Source organism: Amycolatopsis sp. cmx-4-54 (assembly GCF_046548895.1).
GTDB lineage: Bacteria > Actinomycetota > Actinomycetes > Mycobacteriales > Pseudonocardiaceae > Amycolatopsis.
In genome coordinates this window covers 781,507-799,208 of record NZ_JAEBEJ010000001.1, presented here as the reverse complement: position 1 = coordinate 799,208, position 17,702 = coordinate 781,507, and the positions used below count along the sequence as shown (strand labels likewise).

Below are 17,702 nucleotides of genomic sequence, written 5' to 3'. Positions count from 1 at the left end.
CGAAAAGCGGGGCAACGCCGGGAAGACCGCCGATAGGGTCGATCGCATGCGTGTCCTGTTCACCTTCGCCGGCGGCAACGGTCACTTCCGGCCCCTGCTCCCCCTCGCCCGCGCGCTCGCCGACGCGGGCCACACGATCGCGTTCACCGGCGAGCCGTTCATGGTCCCGATCGTCGAGGCGACGGGATTCGCCGCGTTCCCCTCGGGGCCCAACCTCGGCGGTGACGGCCGCCGTCGCCCGTTGCTGCCTGTCGACAGGGACCGCGAGGACGCCGACCTCCGCGACGGGTTCGTCCGCCGCACCGCACCCCTGCGCGCGAAAGACGTCTTGGCGCTCTGCGAAGACTGGACACCCGATCTGCTCGTCTGCGACGAAGCCGATCACGGCGCGATGATCGCGGCCGAAAAGCTCGATCTCCCTCACGCGACCGTCCTGGTCATGGCGGCGGGTGTCCTCATCCGTCCCGGACTGGTGGACGACGCGCTCAACGAGGTCCGTGCCTCCCACGGGCTTCCGCCGCAGCGGAACCTCGACATGGCCTATCGCCATCTCGTGCTCTCGCCGTTCCCCATGAGTCTCCGCGATCCGCGGTTTCCGTTGCCGCCGACAGCACAGCCGTTCCACGATCCCGTTCCCGGTCGTGGACCGGCGCCGGACTGGCACGTCGAGGGCCGCCCGACGGTCTACTTCACCCTCGGCACGATCTTCAACACCGAATCCGGTGACCTGTTCGCGCGGGCGCTGGCCGGGCTGAAGGACGTCGACGCGACGTGTGTGGTGACCGTCGGGAACCTCATCGACCCCGCCGAGTTCGGCCCTCAACCGGAGCACGTCCATCTCACGAGGTACCTGCCGCAGGACGACGTCCTCCCGTACTGCGACGCGGCCCTCACCCACGGTGGTTCGGGCAGCCTGCTGGGCGCGATCGCCCACGGGCTGCCGATGGTGCTGCTCCCGATGGGCGCCGACCAGCCCCACAACGGCGACCGGGTCACCGAACTCGGGCTCGGCATCGTCCTCGACGTCCTCGAAGCCACACCGGAAGACATCCGCGACGCCGTGGCCACAGTGCTGCGGGAACCGTCCTACCTGGAGGCGGCCGCGCGGTTGCGCGACGAGGTCACCGCGTACCCGCCGCCGGAGAAGATCGTCCCGCTTCTGGAAGGTCTGCTCCGGTGAGTACCGACCTCGACGCCGTGATCACCCGGGCGTTCCGTGAGGAGTCGGGACAGGTGATCGCCACGCTGATCCGGGTCACCGGAGACTGGGATCTCGCCGAGGAATGCGTCCAGGAGGCGTTCGCGCTCGCGTTGCGCACCTGGCCCCGCGACGGTGTCCCGGCGAAACCCGGCGCCTGGCTGACCACGGCGGCACGCAACCGGGCCACCGACCGGATCCGGCGCGAGGCCGTCGGCGCGGCGAAACTGCGGGAAGCCGCCGGATTGGACGTTCCCGCCGAGCCGGAGGGGGACGAGAGCGGCGTCCACGACGACAGGCTCCGGCTGATCTTCACCTGCTGCCATCCCGCATTGCCGCTGGAGGGCCAGGTCGCGCTCGCGCTGCGGACCTTGGCCGGGCTCACCACCGCCGAGATCGCTCGCGCCTTCCTCGTCTCCGAGGCGACGATGTCGCAGCGTCTGGTCCGGGTGAAACGCAAGATCCGCGCCGCGGGAATCCCGTACCGGGTCCCGCCCGCGGAGCTGCTGCCCGAACGCACGGCCGCGGTGCTGGGAATGTTGTACCTGTTGTTCAACGAGGGCTACTCGGCCAGCGCCGGCACCGATCTGCTCCGGCCCGACCTGTCCGCGGAAGCCATCCGGCTGGCCCGGGTCCTCGCGGACCTGATGCCCGGTGAACCGGAGGTCCTCGGGCTGCTGGCCCTGGTGCTCCTGCACGACGCCCGGCGTTCCACGCGGATCGACGGTGACGGCACCCTCGTCTCACTCGAAGACCAGGACCGCGGCCGCTGGAACGCCGCCGAGATCGCCGAAGGCACCGAGCTGCTGGAGTCCGCGCTCCGCCGCGGCGTCCCCGGGCAGTACCAGATCCAGGCCGCCATCGCCGCCTGCCACGCGACGGCGGCGCACGCGTCCGAGACCGATTGGGCACAGATCGCCGCCCTCTACGGGGAACTGCTGCGTTTCGTGCCCTCGCCGGTCGTCGAGCTGAACCGCGCCGTCGCCGTCGCCATGGCCGAGGGTCCCGAAGCCGGGCTCGTGCTGGTCGACAAGCTCGCCGGCAGTCTTCCGGGCTACCACCTGCTTCCGGCGACCCGCGCGGACCTGCTGCGGCGTCTCGGCCGGCTCGATGAGGCCGCCGGCGCCTACCGCGAGGCGCTCGCGCTCGCCGGTACGGATGCCGAGCGCGCCTACCTGTCGGGGAAACTCGCCGAAATCTCCTGACGCGGGTGTCTGTCCCCGGTGACCCCGTTCGTCGGAGGGACGACAAGTCCCGAAGAGGAAGGGGTCATCCGATGGCCGTTCTCGACGTTTCCGGCGCCCGGCTCCACCACACCGTCACCGGCAGCGGTCCGGCGCTACTGTGCATCCCCGGTGGCGCGGCCGATTCCGGCATGTTCGCGCCGATCGCGGGCCTGCTCGCGCAGCACTACACGGTGATCACCTACGACCCGCGCGGAATCTCCCGCAGCACCCTCGATGATCCCGGCGAGCAGCAGCGGATCGAGGCCCACGCCGACGACGCGCTCCGCCTGCTCGACAGCGTGAGCGAGGAACCCGCGGCGATCTTCGCGTCCAGCGGTGGTTGCATGCAGGCTTTCGAGCTCGTTGCCCGCCGTCCCGGGCGGGTGAAGACGCTCGTCGCGCACGAACCGCCGCTGACGAGCCTGCTGGACGAGCAGCCCGACATCGATCCCGACGAGCTGCTGCGCATCCACCGTGAGCATGGCATCGAGGCGGCGATGGCGAAGTTCATGGCCGACGCCGGTTTCGAGGCGGGCGAAGGCGATCTCCCACCGGAGATGCGGAGGAACTTCGAGTTCTTCATCGTCCACCTGATGGCGATGATCGGGAACTACACCCCGGACTACGCGGCCTTGAAGGCGTCGGGGACCCGGATCGTCGTCGGTGTGGGCAAGGAATCGGCCGGGCAGCCCGCACATGAGGCCGCGGTGCTCGCCGCCGGCCGCCTCGGGCTGGATCCGACCTACTTCCCCGGTGACCACGGCGGTTTCGCCGCCGAGGCCGCCGCGTTCGCTCCGCTGATCCGGGAGATTCTCGACGCCTGACACGCGTCAGGCGCGGACGTGCACGATCAGCCCGCCCACCAGCGCGCCGAAGCCGCCGATCGCGGCCAAGGTCCGGACCAGGTTCCACCGCTCCCAGACACCCTCGAACTTCGCCCGCAGCGCCTCGAAGTCGGTTTTGTCGCCGTCGAAACCGGCTTCGAGCGCGTTGTTCAACGGCACGTTGATCGCCATCGTCACGATCAGCATCACCAGCAGCAGGATGAACCCCGCGATGATCCACGGCAGCGCGGGCCGCAGTTCCGACCGGAAGTGCAGTGCCGCGGCCGCCGCGGCGAGCAACGGCGCGCCGCCGAAGCTGATCGCGAACCAGCCGTTGAGGATGGCGATGTTGATCTCCCGCATCCCGGTCACATAGGTCCGGGCGTCGGCCCGGCCCAGCCCAGGCATGACCGAGCACGTGTAGGCGTAGAACAAGCCCGCGATCAACCCCGCCGTGATGACGGCCGCGATCAGGACGATCTCGCTCAGCGTCGCCATTCCTGTCGCCTCCCTTCCGATTCCCGTTCGTTTCATCGATTCCAGACCCCGGTGGCCGCGGCTTTCGCGGCGTACTCGGAGAAGTCCCTCGCGGGCCTGCCCAGCACCTTCTCGACGTCACCGGTGAGGGATTCGTTCCGGCCGTCGAGGACTCGGGTGAACAGGTCGGTCAGGCCCTCGATCTCTTCCTCCGGCACGCCCTGTTCGGCCGCTCCCGCGGCGAACTCCGCGGCGGAAACCGGAATGTACTGGATCTCCCGCCCCGAAGCCTTGCCGATTTCGGCCGCCGCGTCCGCGAAACCCAGCAACCGGGGCCCGGTCAGTTCGTACACCTCGCCGTCGTGCCCGTCGGTGGTCAGCGCGGTCACCACGACGTCGACGATGTCCTCGACGTCGATGAACGGTTCGGTCACCTGCCCGGCGGGCAGCACGATCTCCCCGGCGAGCACCGGTTCCAGCAGGAAGTGCTCGCTGAAGTTCTGCGCGAACCAACTGGCCCGCACGACCGTCCACTCGGCACCGGAGTCCCGCACCCCCTGTTCGCTGATCACGGCCTCCTCCTCGCCGCGGCCGGACAGCAGGACCAGCCGCCGGACGCCGTGTTCGACGGCCAGCTTCGAGAAGTCGCGGATCGCTTCGGCGGCACCGGGGAAGGCGAGGTCGGGGTAGTAGGTCACGTAAGCCGCGCTGACTCCGGTCACCGCCGCCGTCCAGGTCGAGCGGTCGTTCCAGTCGAACCCGGGGCGCGACGCCTTACGGACCTCGACGCCCTGCTCGCTCAGGCGCTGCGCCACCCGGCTCCCCGTCTTGCCGGTAGCGCCGAGGACCAGGACCGTCTCGTTGTTCTTCGTCTCTGTCATGTCCTTAGTCAAGCGTCTCCGAATGAGACGGAACATAGTTCAAAGGCTCTCTTCCATGTTTCATCGTCTACACTGCCCGATATGGATCCCCTCGCCGGTCTGCTCGACGGACCTCGCGCCCGCGGCGCGTTCCTGCTGAAGTCGGTCATGACCCCGCCGTGGTCGCTGCGCGTCGAGGACGAGGCACCGCTCACGGTGATGGCGCAGGTTCGCGGGGAGTCCTGGGTCGTGCCCGATCACGGGGACGCGGTCCGCCTCGGCACCGGCGACATCGCCATCGCGCGCGGTCCGGACCCGTACCTCGTCGCGGACGACCCGGCAACGCCACCGCAGGCGATGATCCTGCCGGGACAGGAATGTTTGACCCCGGACGGACGGCACCTCACCGAGCTGTCCGATCTCGGCGTCCGCACCTGGGGCGGCGATCCGGACGGCCCCGTCGTCCTGCTCACCGGCACCTATCCGCTGGAAGGGGAGATCAGCAAACGGCTCCTCAACGCGTTGCCGTCACTGCTCGTCGTGCGGGACGAGGAGTGGGACAACCCGCTCGTGCCACTGCTCGCCGGGGAGATCGTCAAGGACACGCCCGGCCAGGAAGCCGTCCTGGACCGGGTGCTCGACCTGCTTCTGGTCGCCGCGCTGCGGACCTGGTTCGACCGGCCCGGCGCCGAAGCGCCGGCCTGGTATCGCGCGCACAGCGACCCGATCGTCGGGCGAGCGCTGAAACTGTTGCAGCACAAGCCTTCCGAACCGTGGACCGTGGCCAGCCTCGCGGCCGACACCGGAGTTTCCCGTGCCGCGTTCGCCCGCCGGTTCACCACCGCGGTGGGCGAACCGCCGATGGCGTACCTCGCGAGCTGGCGTATCGCGCTCGCCGCGGATCTCCTGCGCCAGCATCCCGACGTCACGATCGGCGCGGTCGCCCGCCAGGTCGGCTACGGCAGTTCGTTCGCGCTCAGCACCGCGTTCAAACGCGAACACGGCGTCAGCCCTCAGCGTTACCGCGCCGGCGTCGCGTAACGCTCGACCAGTTCCGCGCCGATCCGCGCGAGTTCCGCCTGTACCGACGGCGGCCCCAGCACTTCGATCATCGAGCCCCAGCCCGCGAGCTGCTGGGCGATCATCCACGCCACCGGCGCGGACACCGTCACCCGCACGCGTCCGTCGTCGAGCGTCTCCTCGACGCGCGCCTGCCGTCCGAAATGGTCCTGAAGGATCGGCAGATGCCGCTCGGCGATGAGCACGGTCGCGTCCAGCCCCGCACGACGTTCCTCGACCCGGTCGACGACCTGCTCCCAGGCCCGCGCAAGCTCGAAGTCATCCGGCCGACCGGCGGGAAGGTCGCTGACCTCGGCGTCGGACATGCGGTCGACCCGGAAGGTGCGCTGCCCTTTCTCGGTGCCGGCGATGAGGTACCAGATGTCGTCCTTGTCCACGAGTCCCCACGGATCCACGACCCGCTCGACCGGTTCCGCGCCCTTCTTCGCGTAGCCGAAGCGGACTTTGCGGCGCTGGACGATCCCGGCCTGCAGCACGGCGAGCAGTTCGGGGCGTTCCTTCTCCCGCTCGCCCCACCGCGACGGGTCGATGACGACGGCGTCCGCGGCGGCCTGCGCGTCGGCGCGGAAGGTGTCGGGCAGGGCCCGGACCAGCTTCCGCAGCGCGGATTTGACTTCGGGCGAGATCGACGCGGCCGGGCCCGCGAGCAGGAACAACGCCTGAGCCTCCGACGCCGACAGTCCACTGAGGTCGGTCCGCGCGCCGCCGACCAGCGACCAGCCGCCGCCACGGCCGGCCTGCGGGTACACCGGCACCCCCGCGGCGGACAACGCCTCCAGGTCACGCCGGGCGGTGGCGACCGAGATCTCGAGTTCCCCGGCCAGTTCGGCGGCCGTGACGCGGCCACGGGCCTGCATCAGCAGGAGGGTGGCCACGAGGCGATCGGCACGCATACGCCCAGTCTCGCAGGCAAACCGCTCACCCGGTGAACACTTTGCGGCGCGGACTTGACCTTCACATCGATGTCAGGCCCTACGGTCACCGCACCCCACCCGGAAGGAGAAGCCCATGGCAGGCGTAGTGATCATCGGTGCGGGACCGGGTATCGGCCGCTCGGTCGCGCACCGGTTCGCCCGGGAAGGGCTGCCGATCACCGTGATGGCCCGCGGCGCGGCGACCCTGGAGCCGCTGGCCGCCGAGCTCGGGACCGCGCTGGCACTCACCGCCGACGTCACCGACGAGAAGTCCCTCAAAGCCGCCCTCGACACCGCCGCGCGCGAGCACGGCGAACCCGACGTCGTGGTCTACAACGCGGCGATCATCCAGGCCGACGCCCCCGGAGAGCTTTCCGTCGAACGGCACCTCGCGGCGTGGTCGGTCAACGTCGTCGGAGCGATCACCACCGCGGCCCATGTCGCGCCGGGGATGGCCGAACGCGGCTCGGGCACCATCATCGTGACCGGCGGGATGCCCGAAGCCGTGCCCGCGTACACAAGCCTCTCTCTCGGCAAGGCCGGCGTGCGGGCACTGGTTTCCCTGCTGGACACGCAGTTCGGTCCGTCGGGAGTGCACGTCGCGACGGTGACCGTCGCCGGCCCGGTCGCGAAAGGCACGCCGTTCGACCCCGACGACATCGCCGAGCACTACTGGCGGCTGCACACCGAGCCACGAGACGCCTGGCAGCAGGAGATAGTCCACAACGGATAGAACGGCTACCAGTGCGCCGGGTGGGTGAGCGACTCCGGCAGCTTCGTCGTCGCGTCGCCCTTCGCCGCGTCCAGCTGGGACTGGATGAGGAAGAGCGCGTCACGGAAGTCCGCGCCGCGGATGTCGGCGTCACGCAGGTCCGCCCCGGTGACGTCGGCCTGCCGGAGATCGGCTCCCCGCAGGTCCGCCCCGATCAGGTACGCCCCGCGCAACAGCGCACCGCGCAGATTCGCGCCCTTCAGTTTCGCGCCGATGAGGTCGGCGCCGCGCCGGTCCTTCTTCTTGCCCGGCACGGCGGCGCGGGCGAACTCGCTGGCGCGCACCAGCAGCCCGTTCACCGCCGCCCGATGCGTGGGGACGTCCAGCTTCCTCAGCACGCCGGGCGTGTCCAGCGTCATCCGCTCGGTCCGGTCGATCATCTCGGCCAGGTCGTCGCGGATGGGCGCGGACGTCGGCAGCGCGGCCGCCTCGGTGAGGTAGTAGAGCAGTTCCTGCAGGTCTCGCATGACCGGGAAGACGGCGAACATCGACTTCGCCGTCTTCGGTGCCTTCCGCCAGTCCTCGCCGTCGAAGGTGACCTGGGAAACCTTCTGGCCCGCGCCGAAGCAGTCATAGACCGTGCAGCCGGTGAAGCCCTTCTTGCGGAGCTTGTCGTGGATGCCGCACCGGGAGTCCTCCCGCAGGTTCGGGCACGCCTGACCGGCCGGTTTGGTGATCGCGAAATCGGCCGACGCCGCGAAGGCCGGGACGACACAGCAGAGGCCGAAGCAGTTCTCGCAGTCGGCTCGCAGGCTGGAAAGGGCTGGCACGGTGGTTCGGGCTCCAGATGTTCGGCAAGGTGTTCCAGCCCAGGGTACGGAGAGCACTTTCCGTGCAGGGCACCCGCCGCCAATGGCCGCCAGACGAAGGTCGGATGCTGCCCCGTTCAGTCGATATCGGACATCTCGGCCGCTCAATAGCCTCGATTTTCGTGGGATTCGGCAGGTGCCGTCCCATGCGGTCGTGCCGGACCGCTTTCCGCCGCTGTGGTCTTGACCGGCCGGTCCTCTGCGAACGACAGGACGAACACATGCGAGAGACGAGACAAGCACGTTGGCTGTCGCGTGCCGGAATGGTGAGCGCGGTCGCGGTGGCGATCAGCGTGACCGCCGCTCCGGCCCAAGCCGCCGAAGGACGGATCCTCGCCGCGGGATCCGCCGAAGCGATCCCGAACAGCTACATCGTCACCCTGAAGGACGGCGGTGTCGTCGACGCGCTGGCGAACCGCTTCGGCGCGAAGGTGGAGCAGGTCTACAGCAGCTCGCTCAAGGGCTTCTCCGCGACGCTGTCGGAACGGCAGGCCAAGCGGCTCGCCGCCGACCCGTCGGTGGCGTCGGTCGAGCAGAACCAGGTCGTGCGCGCCGACGCGACGCAGGTCAACCCGCCGTCCTGGGGCCTTGACCGCGTCGACCAGCGTAACCTCCCGCTCGACCAGAAATACAGTTACACCAGCACTGGCGCGGGCGTGAACGTCTACGTGATCGACACCGGCTTGCGGATCAGCCACCAGACCTTCGGCGGCCGCGCCCGTAACGGCCACGACTTCGTTGACAACGACGCCGTCGCCCAGGACGGCAACGGCCACGGCACCCATGTCGCGGGCACCATCGCCGGGTCGCAATACGGCATCGCCAAGGGCGCGACGGTCTACGGCGTCCGTGTGCTCAACAACTCCGGCAGCGGCACCACCGCCGGCGTGATCGCGGGCATCGACTGGGTCACCAAGAACCACGTCAAACCGGCCGCGGCCAACATGAGCCTCGGCGGCGGCGCCTCCACCACGCTCGACGACGCCGTCCGCCGGTCGATCGCCGCGGGCGTCACCTACGGCGTGGCCGCCGGGAATTCCAACTCGAACGCCTCGGGCTTCTCCCCCGCCCGCGTGACCCAGGCCATCACCGTCGGCTCGTCCACCAACACCGACGCGCGCTCCAGCTTCTCCAACTACGGCAGCGTCGTGGACATCTTCGCGCCGGGCACGAACATCACGTCGTCGTGGCACACCAGCGACACCGCGACGAACACCATCAGCGGCACGTCGATGGCGACCCCGCACGTGGTCGGCGTCGCCGCCCGGTTCCTGCAGAACAACAAGAGCGCCACGCCCGCGCAGGTGGCCACCGCGCTGATCAACGCGGCCACCCCCGGCAAGGTGACCAACCCGGGCTCCGGCTCGCCGAACCGGCTCCTGTACTGGGCGCCGACCGCCTGACGGCTCGCCCAGGTCCGGTCCGTGAAGGCCTCCTTGAGGGACTCTGGGTCCCTCAAGGAGGCCTTCACGGACCAGTTGTCTCCCAGTACATGAAGGCCCCCTTCCTTGCGCCTGGCGCAAGGAAGGGGGCCTTCATGTACTGGGAAGGGGGCCCTTCCCGCGCAGCCGCCGTGAAGGGTGGTGCGCTACAGCACCTTCCGGATGCTCGGCACCACGGCCGCGAGCCCGGCGGCGTTCGGGTGCAGCGGGGCGAAGCTGTTGTTGACCACCGACGGGATCAGTCCCTCGATCCATTTGACGCCGATCGGCTGGCAGGCGTCGTGACCGATGCTCGGCGTCCGGATGTCGACGTACTTCGCGCCGTGCGCGGCGGACTGCTCGGCCATCCGCGCGTTGAGCCGGTCGATGTTGGCCTGGATGTAGTCGGCGTCCTGCGGCAGGACCGGGACGAGTGGCCAGCATCCGCCCGGTTTGATGCCGGTCGGGTAGCCCACCATGACGATCTCGGCCCGCGGGGCGCGCTGGCGGATCTGCTCGATGACCGTGCCGTAAGTCGCGGCGAAGGCGTCGATCCTGGTAGCGTACTCGTCCACCCCGCCCGTGGTGTTGGCCGCCTTGCAGGAGGCGCCCACCGGCAGCAGGTTCACGCACGACGTGGCGAGCCCGACCAGGCCGACGTCGTTACCGCCGATCCCGACGGTCACCAGTGTCGTGTCGGCCGAGAGCGCGTCGTACTGCGGCGGGTTGGTGCCGGAGACGATGCCCTTCTGCGGGTTGGTGAAATGGGACGTGGTCGCCGCGCCGCAGGTGACGTCGCGCAGTTCGTCGACGTCGATCTGCTTCGCCAACAGTCCGGCGTAGTTGATCGCCGACCGCGCGCAGGTGAGCAGATCGGACTGCGGCAGCACCACCGAGCCCGCCGAGAACGAGTCACCCATCGCGACGTACACCTGCCGTTCCGCCGTCGCGAGGGCCGGTGTCCCGATTCCGACGAGGGTCAGTGCGGTGCCCGCCACCGCGGCGATCCGGGCGAGTCTTCCCCAGCGCGTACGTGTCACTGCCGCCTCCTGCATGCGTCGTCGAATGCCGCGATCAGCGTCCGCTGAGCAGCGGAAAACCACTAGAACGGAGGCGCGCGTTCTTGATCGAGGTTTTGTAGGTTCCCTCTATGACGAAGGCGTCGGCACAGCCCTGGCGAAGGCTGGACGCTTCAGTGCTGACCCGGCTGGAGCCGGACACCACCGCGATCGCGTCCGCCGCGATGGACCAGGTCCGCGCCGGGCTGCGGACCCCGCTGGACGACCGCACGGCCGCGAACCTCCAGGTCACCCTCGACGTCGCCTTGCACGCGTTCTTCAGCGAGATCGGTCATCCCGACATCACCACCGACCGGGAGGTCTACCGGGCGCAGGGCCGGGCCCAGCACACCGCCGGCCGCAGCCTCGAGGAGATGCTCGGCTTCTACCAATCGGCGGCGCTGGGTGTCTGGCGGCAGCTCACCTCGGCGGCGCCTGCCGTGGATCTGCCGACCCAGGCGATCGTCGAACTCGGTGAAGCGCTGTTCGCCTTCATCGCGGAACTCTCCGCGGCGGCCGCCGACGGGTACGCCGAAGCGCGATCACAAGCGGCGCGGGCCGGACAAGCGCGCCGCGACCGGCTCCTCGGTCTCCTGCTCGGCGAACCGGCCGCCACCCGCGACCAGCTCGACGACGCCGCGAGCCAAGCCGCGTGGGTGCTGCCTGGCAGGCTTGTCATCGCCGTCACCAGAGCCGATGTCGCACCACAGCTGCTCGACCGGATGCCGGGCCGGGTGCTGATCGGCCGTCACCACGACCTGACCGCGGTGGTCATGCCCGCCGACCGGCTCGAGTGGTACCTCGGCCGCTTGCGGGACCTGCTCGGCGAAGACCAGGCCGGAGTCGGCCCGGTCGTGCCGCTTCGCTCGGCCGCGCTCAGCGCCCGCCGGGCGAGCGCGCTGTGGCGGCTGACGCGCACCGGCGCGCTCGGCGACAGCCCGCTGGTGCACACCGTCGACCACCGCATCGATCTGCTGGTGACCGCCGATCCCGAACTCGCCGCCGAGTTCGCGAAAGACGTCCTCGCGCCGTTGGCCGGTCTGCCGGAACCGGCGAGGCGACGGCTCACCGCGACCCTCGCCGCATGGCTCGCCCGGCCGGACCAGCCGCAGGCGATCGGCGTCGAACTGCACGTCCACGTCCAGACCGTCCGGTACCGGATCCGGCAGCTGCGGACGCTCTTCGGCGGCACGATCGACGATCCGGCAGGGCGATTCGCGCTGGCGATCGCGCTGAGGATCGATCCGCTGGTATCGAGGGAACCTACAAAACACTCAGCGCGGGGCGTCCATCCGCTGCGTCCCGACGACGGACAGCAGGCGTAACGCGTTCTCCGACGGCGTTCCGGGGTCGGCGGTGTAGATCACGACCTGCTGGTCGCGATCGGAGATGTCCAGGACGTCGCAGTTCACGCTGATCGGGCCGACCACCGGATGCCGGAATGTCTTGCACAGGGTGGGCGCCGCGCACACGTCGTGCGCGGCCCACAGCGGGCGAAGTCCTCGCTGCCGTCGAGGAGTTCCCGGATCAGCCCGGTGACCTCGGGATCGTCGGGATACCGGCCCGCGGTGGCCCGGAGATTGCGGACCGCGCTCGCGGAGAACTCGTCCACATCGGACACCCCGTAGAGCCGCCGCCCGTCCGGCCGCGGCCCGAGGAACGCCCGGCGCACGAGGTTGCGGTCCCGCCGGGGCAGGGCGGAGAAGTCCTCCATCAACGCGGCGGCGAGGTCGTTCCAGGCGAGCACGTCGTAGGTCGCCGACAGCACGATCGCCGCCGCCTGCGGAAGACGGTGCAACAGCGCGAGAATGCTCGGCCGGACCTCTTGGGACGGACCTGGCGGTGGTCCCGGCGGCGCGCCGGCGAGGTGGTGCAGGTGATCACGCTCCACATCCGGCAACCGCAGGGCCCTGGTCAGCCCGGCGAGCACCTCGCGAGAGGGCCGTGGTCCACGAGCTGACCAGGATCTCCTTGGAGGAACTGGGGCTCGACCCGGACGGCGCGCTCTCTCCCGTCGAGGCCGGGTACGAAACCGATCCCGATTCGCTGGTCGGTGCCGCGGGCGTCCTGGACGGCGCGACGTCGACGTTGAGCGCCGCGGCGACTGCGACGTCGCGGCTGCAACTGGCGTCGCACCTGCTCGGCGAGGTTCCGGCCGCCGCCACCTTCAGCGACGCGTTGACTAAGCACCTCAGCGCCACCGCCGATCGGCTCACGGCGAGCGTGGACACGGTCGGTGGCATCGCCGACAGCCTGGTCACGGGCGCGGACACGTACCGGCGCATCGAGGACGGGATCCGCGAGGGGCTGGAGAATCTCGGCGACGTCCTCCCCTGAACCAGCGCCCATCGACGCTCCGCGGCCACACCTTCTCACTCACCTCTAGAAAGCTGTCCGTTTTGCCCGTTAACGCGATACGCGTAACTTGTTTCGCGCGTTTCGAGCGCGAAACCAAAGTGGTAGAGGTGCACCGTGATAATACCCCTTATGACTGAGTACCCCTGAGAAGAGCGCGAAAGGTGCCGTCGAGAGACCGGAGAAGCCCGGGGCGAAGGCACCAGGCGACCCCGATTAGGCGCTCAGCGGCGATCTGAAAGCGTTTTACCTGGTCAGGCCGTTGGCTGGACGATGATCTTGCCGCGGATGCCACCCGCCTCGCTTCTGCGGTGCAGGGAGGTGAGCGCGCTGAACCCGTGCCGTTCGGTGACCTCGACGGTGATCGTGCCGCTGTCGACCAGGGCCACCAGTTCGACGAGATGAGCGGAGTCGTTACGGGCGACGACACGCTCGGCGATCGGCGTCTCGAATTCGTTGGTGACCGAGACGATGCGGCCACCTGGCCGGACGAGCGCGGCCAACGCCGTGCTCCGCGGCTCGTCGAGACCGACGAGGTTCAGGACGACATCGACTTGACCGTCGAGCGCGTCCCCCAGCGACGCCGCCATTCCCGCGCTCCTGGACATGCTGCTGCTCTACGCCCTGCGGGCCTGGTTCGACGGCGCCCGGACCGGGCCTGGCACCGGTTGGGCGACGGCGTTGCGGGATACGGGCGTCGCGGCCGCGCTGCACGCCATCCACCGGAAACCGGCCCATCCGTGGACGGTCGCGTCGCTCGCCACGCTCGCCGGTCTGTCCAGGGCCCCGTTCGCCAAGAGGTTCACCGAATTGGTCGGCCGGCCACCGATGCGCTACCTGACCTGGTGGCGGATGACCACGGCGGCCCGGCTGCTGCGCGAGTCCGGCGCGCCGCTCAGCTCCATCGCCGATGCCGTCGGCTACCAGTCGGAATTCGCTTTCGCCGTGGCGTTCAAACGCCAGTACGAGACCCCGCCCGGCAGGTACCGCCGGTCGCTTCTCAGGGACGCGCTCGCGGCGCCCAGTTCTTCGAGTGCCTTGAGCAGGTAGGTGGCGAAGTCGTCCTCGGGAACGCGGTCGCCTTCGGACCCTGCCGCGTATCCCCGCTTGACGGCGAGGACGCCGACTGACGCTCTTGAGGGCGTCAGAACATCCAGCCTTAGACGGCCCCGAGGACGAAGAACAGGAAGCTCAAGAAGGCGGTCTTGCCCGCGAGTTCCTCGGGGAAGCGCTCGTGCGCGCCCGGCGCCGGAGGGGGCTCGCTGATGATGGCGGTCCGGAAGCCCGCCGCGGTGAACGCGTCGGTCATCGCATGCAGCGGCCGATGCCAGTACGTCAGCAGGGCCTGCTGGCCGTTGAACGTGTTCTCGTCGGACCACTTGGCGGTCTTGAAGTAGTCGGAGCCGGGATGGACCAGCTTGAAGAGGAGCGGATGATTGACGGCAATGATCAGCCTGCCGCCGGGTTTCAGTACGCGCCGGATCTCGGCCAGCGGCGCGGCCCAGTCTTCGAGGTAGTGCAGGACGAGAGCGGCGATGACGTCATCGAAGGCGCTGTCGGGATAGGGCAGCGGGGCACCGATGTCGGCGACCTGGAGGTCTGCGTCGTCTCCGAGCCGTTTCCGGGCGAGCTCCAGCATCTTGGCGCTGGCGTCGAAGCCGGTCATGACGGCGCCCCGCTCCCGCAGTGCCTCGAACAGGGGTCCGGCGCCGCAGCCGGCGTCGAGGATCCGCCTGCCGGTCACTTCCCCGGCGAGGTCCAGAATCGCGGGCCGCGTGTAGTAGGCGTTGATCAGGCTGTTCTCGTTCTCGGCCGCGTATGCCTCGGCGAAATCGTCGTAGTCGTTCTCCATCACGGGGCCGACCCGGGGTTCTTGCGGTGGCTGGCGTTGAACCGCGCTTTCTTCTGCCGGTTCCCGCACGTGTTCATGTCGCACCATCTGCGGGTGCGGCTTTGGCTGGCGTCGAAGAAGGCGGCCCGGCAAGTCGGTGACGCGCACAAGGCGAATCTCCCGTCACGTTCGCCCGCGATGAGGCTGATCGTGTCGGCGGCGATCACGCCGAGGGCGTCTTCCACGCCGGAAACCCGCCATCGCCGCTCACGTTCGGGCGTCAGGACGGCCGAAGCCCGTCCCCGGGTGCTGTGCTCGTTGATGACCCGGACGGCAGGCGCCGGGAGGACTTCCTGGAGCGCGGTCGCTGTCGCGGCGGCATGAATCGCTTCCCGCAGCTCACGGGCGAGGTCCAGCTCGGCGGTGGTACAGGAGTCCACGTCGAGACCGTTCACGGTCAGCCAGTCCACGAGCCGTTGCGGCGTGGGGATGCGCTCCACGGCGTCGCCATGACGTTCCGTCAGAGTCGCCGTGAAGCTGGTCGCCAGCACGCTACCGAGGCGGAAGTCGGGAAACTCAGGAGACATGGAACCAGCTTAGCCGGTTGCGCGCCATCGGCCGGAGCTGTTAGAACCGTCTTAGCCGGTTCCACAATGTCAGGAGGTCCCATGACCGACGAGGTGCAAGCATTCGAAAGCCGCGCGACGGAGGCCGAACTCGACGAGCTGCGGGCACGATTGGCCGCGGCGCGGCTACCGGAAGCCGAGACGGTCCCCCGCTGGGGGCAGGGCGTTCCGCTCGCCGACCTCGTCGAGGTCGTGGACTACTGGCGCACGGGCTACGACTGGCGGTCGTTCGAAGAGCGTCTGGACCGGATCGGCCAGTTCCGCACGATCATCGACGGTCTGGGGATCCACTTCCTGCATCGCCGGTCCGCGCGTGCGGATGCCATTCCCCTGCTCTTGACGCACGGCTGGCCGGGCAGTGTCGCCGAGTTCGTCGACGTGATCGAAGTGCTCGCGGATCCGGAGGACGTGGACGCGCCGGCGTTCCACGTCGTGGCTCCGTCGTTGCCGGGATTCGGCTACAGCGACAAACCTGCCACCACCGGGTGGGGGACCGAAAAGATCGCGGCCGCCTGGGTGGAGCTGATGGGACGGCTCGGCTACGGCGAGTTCGTGGCCCACGGTGGCGACTGGGGAGGCAATATCACCACGGTGCTCGGCGGCCGGTTCCCGGAGCACGTACTGGGGATCCACTCGACGTTCGCGCAGGGCCCGCCCGGGTTGTCCACAGACGGGCTGACGGCGACCGAGCGCGAGTGGGCCGAGCAGACCCGTGATTTCTGGGGCCGTCGCGCGGCGTACGCGAAACAGCAGGCGACCCGGCCGCAGACCATCGGCTACTCCCTCGTCGACTCACCGGTCGGGCTGCTCGCCTGGATCCTCGACAAGTTCGCCGAGTGGTCGGACACCGAAGACAGTCCGTTCGAGACGATCTCCCGAGACCGCGTTCTCGACGACGTGACCCTGTACTGGCTGACGCGGACCGGCGCGTCGGCGGCCCGCATCTACTACGAAAGCCACGACTCGCTGGATCCCGGACTCCGGGTCGACGTCCCGTCGGCGATCACCATGTACCCGCGCGACATCGAGAAATGCCCGCGTCCTTGGGCGCGGGAGCGGTACCGGCGGATCGTCCGGTGGCGATCTCCCGAGTCCGGGGGTCACTTCCCGTCGCTGGAGGTTCCCGGGTATTTCGTCGAGGACCTGCGGGAAGGCCTCGCGGCGGTGCTGGCCGCGGGGGGGGGCGCTGAGGTTCTCAGGGAACGAAGCGCTCGCCGTCGAAGCTCATCTCGAGCGGCGGTCGTCTCGTGGCGGGCTGCCAGCCGGCGCGGAAGGCGTCACGAATGGCACGGCGGACCTGCGTCTGCGTAGGCAGGAACGCGTGGTGATAGGGGTCGAGGACGAGAATCTGTCCGTCGGTGCCGTCCTCCTTGACGCGGATCACGCGTCGTCGTTTCCCAGTCGGCATCGAGGTGCCACAGGAAAGACTGCCCGTTCCGAAGCGAGACTCGGCGGGTGCCCTTCTCGGGCCAGGTCATCGCAGCGTGCTCCCGAGAAGAGCGAGCAGTCGTTCCCAGTGGCGCCGCGATCCGGCCTCGTCGAAGGCGTCGGTGTCGGACATGGTGAAGCCGTGGACGGTGCCGGGGTAGATCTCGCAGCTGTAGCCGACACCGGCGGCGTCGAACGCCTGGCTGATCTCGGTGATCGCCTCGGGTGTCATGTCGTTCTCGGCGAGTCCGAGGTGGACTTTCGCGGTGAGGTCCGGGATCTGCCGGTGCGGGCTGTCGGGCCCGTCGGTGACCAGGGCGCCGGGATGGAATCCCGCGACCGCGGCGACCCGGTCTGGATGGGCGGTCGCGGTGCGCATCGCGAGGACCGCGCCCATGCAGTAGCCGATGGTGGCGACCGGTCCGTCGCCGACCTCGCGCTGGGCGGTGAGGAAGTCGAGGTACGCGGCGGCGTCGCTCAGTGCGCGTTCGGCGGTGTGCGCTTCGATGAGCGGCATGATCTGACCGAAGAGCGCGGGACGGTTTTCGGCGGTGACGTGTTCGGGCAGGTCGAACACGGGCGCCGGACGGTGCCGGTAGAAGACGTTCGGGACGAGCACGTAGTAGCCGTGCCCCGCCAACTGCCGGGCCATGTTCCAGAGGACGGGGCGGGGCCCGAACGCGTCCGGGTACAGGAGGACACCCGGATGCGTTCCGCCGCCGTCGGGGAAGGCGGCGAAGGCGTCGGACGAGCCGTCCGGGGTGGGGATGCTCAGCGTGGTACCAGGAATGGTGATGCTCCCTTGTCTCGTCGGTGTGACTCC

General features: G+C 69.4%; 18 protein-coding genes and 2 pseudogenes. 10 read left to right on the top strand and 10 right to left on the bottom strand.

The annotated features are described in order from the left end of the window. The first annotated feature begins 46 nt into the window (after positions 1-46). The 3 genes from ACLJQ7_RS03930 to ACLJQ7_RS03920 all read left to right on the top strand — a co-directional run bounded on the left by ACLJQ7_RS03930 (position 47) and on the right by ACLJQ7_RS03920 (position 3,248). Entirely contained in the window at positions 47-1,180 is a 1,134-nt protein-coding gene (locus ACLJQ7_RS03930; protein WP_410646752.1) for a glycosyltransferase, read from the top strand. Continuing rightward, a complete protein-coding gene (locus ACLJQ7_RS03925) occupies positions 1,177-2,403 on the top strand; it encodes an RNA polymerase sigma factor (protein ID WP_410646751.1) in 1,227 nt (408 codons plus the stop codon). Before ACLJQ7_RS03930 ends, ACLJQ7_RS03925 begins: the two co-directional genes overlap by 4 nt. 71 nt (positions 2,404-2,474) lie before the next feature. Beyond that, positions 2,475-3,248, top strand: a complete 774-nt coding sequence (locus tag ACLJQ7_RS03920) for an alpha/beta fold hydrolase (protein ID WP_410646750.1) — start codon at positions 2,475-2,477, stop codon at positions 3,246-3,248. Positions 3,249-3,254: 6 nt separating this feature from the next. Here ACLJQ7_RS03920 and ACLJQ7_RS03915 read toward each other — a convergent pair whose 3' ends face one another. Both ACLJQ7_RS03915 and ACLJQ7_RS03910 read right to left on the bottom strand, forming a co-directional pair. Then, positions 3,255-3,746 (bottom strand): DUF1772 domain-containing protein, encoded by a 492-nt coding sequence (locus ACLJQ7_RS03915; RefSeq protein ID WP_410646749.1) that lies wholly within the window; start codon positions 3,744-3,746, stop codon positions 3,255-3,257. 32 nt (positions 3,747-3,778) lie between these two features. Continuing rightward, positions 3,779-4,606 carry an NmrA family transcriptional regulator gene (locus tag ACLJQ7_RS03910; RefSeq protein ID WP_410646748.1) on the bottom strand — a complete coding sequence of 276 codons (828 nt, stop codon included), beginning with the start codon at positions 4,604-4,606 and terminating at the stop codon, positions 3,779-3,781. Between the two features lie 81 nt (positions 4,607-4,687). Here ACLJQ7_RS03910 and ACLJQ7_RS03905 point away from each other — a divergent pair, with 81 nt between their 5' ends. After that, positions 4,688-5,626: an AraC family transcriptional regulator gene (locus ACLJQ7_RS03905; RefSeq protein ID WP_410646747.1), complete on the top strand. Its 939-nt coding sequence runs from the start codon at positions 4,688-4,690 to the stop codon at positions 5,624-5,626. Here the strand turns inward: ACLJQ7_RS03905 and ACLJQ7_RS03900 are convergent. After that, positions 5,605-6,558: a helix-turn-helix transcriptional regulator gene (locus ACLJQ7_RS03900; protein ID WP_410646746.1), complete on the bottom strand. Its 954-nt coding sequence runs from the start codon at positions 6,556-6,558 to the stop codon at positions 5,605-5,607. The two genes, ACLJQ7_RS03905 and ACLJQ7_RS03900, sit on opposite strands and share 22 nt — an antisense overlap. A 115-nt stretch (positions 6,559-6,673) precedes the next feature. Here ACLJQ7_RS03900 and ACLJQ7_RS03895 point away from each other — a divergent pair, with 115 nt between their 5' ends. Beyond that, positions 6,674-7,312, top strand: coding sequence for an SDR family NAD(P)-dependent oxidoreductase (locus ACLJQ7_RS03895; protein WP_410646745.1), 639 nt, complete (start codon positions 6,674-6,676; stop codon positions 7,310-7,312). 5 nt (positions 7,313-7,317) lie between these two features. Here the strand turns inward: ACLJQ7_RS03895 and ACLJQ7_RS03890 are convergent, their stop codons facing one another. Beyond that, positions 7,318-8,121 carry a pentapeptide repeat-containing protein gene (locus tag ACLJQ7_RS03890; protein WP_410646744.1) on the bottom strand — a complete coding sequence of 268 codons (804 nt, stop codon included), beginning with the start codon at positions 8,119-8,121 and terminating at the stop codon, positions 7,318-7,320. A gap of 260 nt (positions 8,122-8,381) precedes the next feature. Between ACLJQ7_RS03890 and ACLJQ7_RS03885 the strand changes: the two genes are divergently transcribed. After that, positions 8,382-9,563 (top strand): S8 family peptidase, encoded by a 1,182-nt coding sequence (locus ACLJQ7_RS03885; protein ID WP_410646743.1) that lies wholly within the window; start codon positions 8,382-8,384, stop codon positions 9,561-9,563. Between the two features lie 185 nt (positions 9,564-9,748). Here the strand turns inward: ACLJQ7_RS03885 and ACLJQ7_RS03880 are convergent, their stop codons facing one another. Next, complete coding sequence (locus ACLJQ7_RS03880) at positions 9,749-10,621, bottom strand: SGNH/GDSL hydrolase family protein (protein ID WP_410646742.1); 873 nt, start codon at positions 10,619-10,621, stop codon at positions 9,749-9,751. Between the two features lie 110 nt (positions 10,622-10,731). Between ACLJQ7_RS03880 and ACLJQ7_RS03875 the strand changes: the two genes are divergently transcribed. After that, positions 10,732-11,964, top strand: coding sequence for a helix-turn-helix domain-containing protein (locus ACLJQ7_RS03875; protein ID WP_410646741.1), 1,233 nt, complete (start codon positions 10,732-10,734; stop codon positions 11,962-11,964). Here the strand turns inward: ACLJQ7_RS03875 and ACLJQ7_RS03870 are convergent. Next, a pseudogene (locus ACLJQ7_RS03870) lies at positions 11,914-12,407 on the bottom strand (hypothetical protein). The gene ACLJQ7_RS03875 and the pseudogene ACLJQ7_RS03870 sit on opposite strands and share 51 nt — an antisense overlap. Positions 12,408-12,583: 176 nt before the next feature. Between ACLJQ7_RS03870 and ACLJQ7_RS03865 the strand changes: the two are divergent. After that, on the top strand, positions 12,584-12,976 hold the full coding sequence (locus ACLJQ7_RS03865; protein ID WP_410646740.1) for a hypothetical protein: 393 nt from the start codon (positions 12,584-12,586) through the stop codon (positions 12,974-12,976). A 272-nt stretch (positions 12,977-13,248) separates the two neighbouring features. On the opposite strand, the gene ACLJQ7_RS03860 is transcribed toward ACLJQ7_RS03865, so the two are convergent. Continuing rightward, a complete protein-coding gene (locus tag ACLJQ7_RS03860; protein ID WP_410646739.1) occupies positions 13,249-13,602 on the bottom strand; it encodes a zinc-binding dehydrogenase in 354 nt (117 codons plus the stop codon). On the opposite strand from ACLJQ7_RS03860, the gene ACLJQ7_RS03855 reads away from it, so the two are divergent. Further along, on the top strand, positions 13,601-14,044 hold the full coding sequence (locus ACLJQ7_RS03855; RefSeq protein ID WP_410646738.1) for a helix-turn-helix transcriptional regulator: 444 nt from the start codon (positions 13,601-13,603) through the stop codon (positions 14,042-14,044). The two genes, ACLJQ7_RS03860 and ACLJQ7_RS03855, sit on opposite strands and share 2 nt — an antisense overlap. 109 nt (positions 14,045-14,153) lie before the next feature. Here the strand turns inward: ACLJQ7_RS03855 and ACLJQ7_RS03850 are convergent, their stop codons facing one another. Next, on the bottom strand, positions 14,154-14,846 hold the full coding sequence (locus tag ACLJQ7_RS03850) for a methyltransferase domain-containing protein (protein ID WP_410647003.1): 693 nt from the start codon (positions 14,844-14,846) through the stop codon (positions 14,154-14,156). After that, positions 14,846-15,412, bottom strand: a complete 567-nt coding sequence (locus tag ACLJQ7_RS03845; protein ID WP_410646737.1) for a CGNR zinc finger domain-containing protein — start codon at positions 15,410-15,412, stop codon at positions 14,846-14,848. The genes ACLJQ7_RS03850 and ACLJQ7_RS03845 overlap by 1 nt, the downstream gene beginning before the upstream one ends. A gap of 81 nt (positions 15,413-15,493) precedes the next feature. On the opposite strand from ACLJQ7_RS03845, the pseudogene ACLJQ7_RS03840 reads away from it, so the two are divergent. After that, positions 15,494-16,627 (top strand): annotated as a pseudogene (locus ACLJQ7_RS03840) (epoxide hydrolase family protein); the annotation flags it as partial. 298 nt (positions 16,628-16,925) lie between these two features. Here the strand turns inward: ACLJQ7_RS03840 and ACLJQ7_RS03835 are convergent. Next, entirely contained in the window at positions 16,926-17,669 is a 744-nt protein-coding gene (locus ACLJQ7_RS03835) for a dienelactone hydrolase family protein (protein WP_410647002.1), read from the bottom strand. Between the last annotated feature and the right edge of the window lie 33 nt (positions 17,670-17,702).

Bases quoted from the DNA above. Each gene is read 5' to 3' on its own strand.
- ACLJQ7_RS03850 (WP_410647003.1), bottom strand. From the start codon at position 14,846: ATGGAGAACGACTACGACGATTTCGCCGAGGCATACGCGGCCGAGAAC.
- ACLJQ7_RS03845 (WP_410646737.1), bottom strand. From the start codon at position 15,412: ATGTCTCCTGAGTTTCCCGACTTCCGCCTCGGTAGCGTGCTGGCGACC.
- ACLJQ7_RS03930 (WP_410646752.1), top strand. From the start codon at position 47: ATGCGTGTCCTGTTCACCTTCGCCGGCGGCAACGGTCACTTCCGGCCC.
- ACLJQ7_RS03920 (WP_410646750.1), top strand. From the start codon at position 2,475: ATGGCCGTTCTCGACGTTTCCGGCGCCCGGCTCCACCACACCGTCACC.
- ACLJQ7_RS03875 (WP_410646741.1), top strand. From the start codon at position 10,732: ATGACGAAGGCGTCGGCACAGCCCTGGCGAAGGCTGGACGCTTCAGTG.
- ACLJQ7_RS03915 (WP_410646749.1), bottom strand. From the start codon at position 3,746: ATGGCGACGCTGAGCGAGATCGTCCTGATCGCGGCCGTCATCACGGCG.
- ACLJQ7_RS03910 (WP_410646748.1), bottom strand. From the start codon at position 4,606: ATGACAGAGACGAAGAACAACGAGACGGTCCTGGTCCTCGGCGCTACC.
- ACLJQ7_RS03905 (WP_410646747.1), top strand. From the start codon at position 4,688: ATGGATCCCCTCGCCGGTCTGCTCGACGGACCTCGCGCCCGCGGCGCG.
- ACLJQ7_RS03895 (WP_410646745.1), top strand. From the start codon at position 6,674: ATGGCAGGCGTAGTGATCATCGGTGCGGGACCGGGTATCGGCCGCTCG.
- ACLJQ7_RS03855 (WP_410646738.1), top strand. From the start codon at position 13,601: ATGCTGCTGCTCTACGCCCTGCGGGCCTGGTTCGACGGCGCCCGGACC.
- ACLJQ7_RS03900 (WP_410646746.1), bottom strand. From the start codon at position 6,558: ATGCGTGCCGATCGCCTCGTGGCCACCCTCCTGCTGATGCAGGCCCGT.
- ACLJQ7_RS03885 (WP_410646743.1), top strand. From the start codon at position 8,382: ATGCGAGAGACGAGACAAGCACGTTGGCTGTCGCGTGCCGGAATGGTG.
- ACLJQ7_RS03860 (WP_410646739.1), bottom strand. From the start codon at position 13,602: ATGTCCAGGAGCGCGGGAATGGCGGCGTCGCTGGGGGACGCGCTCGAC.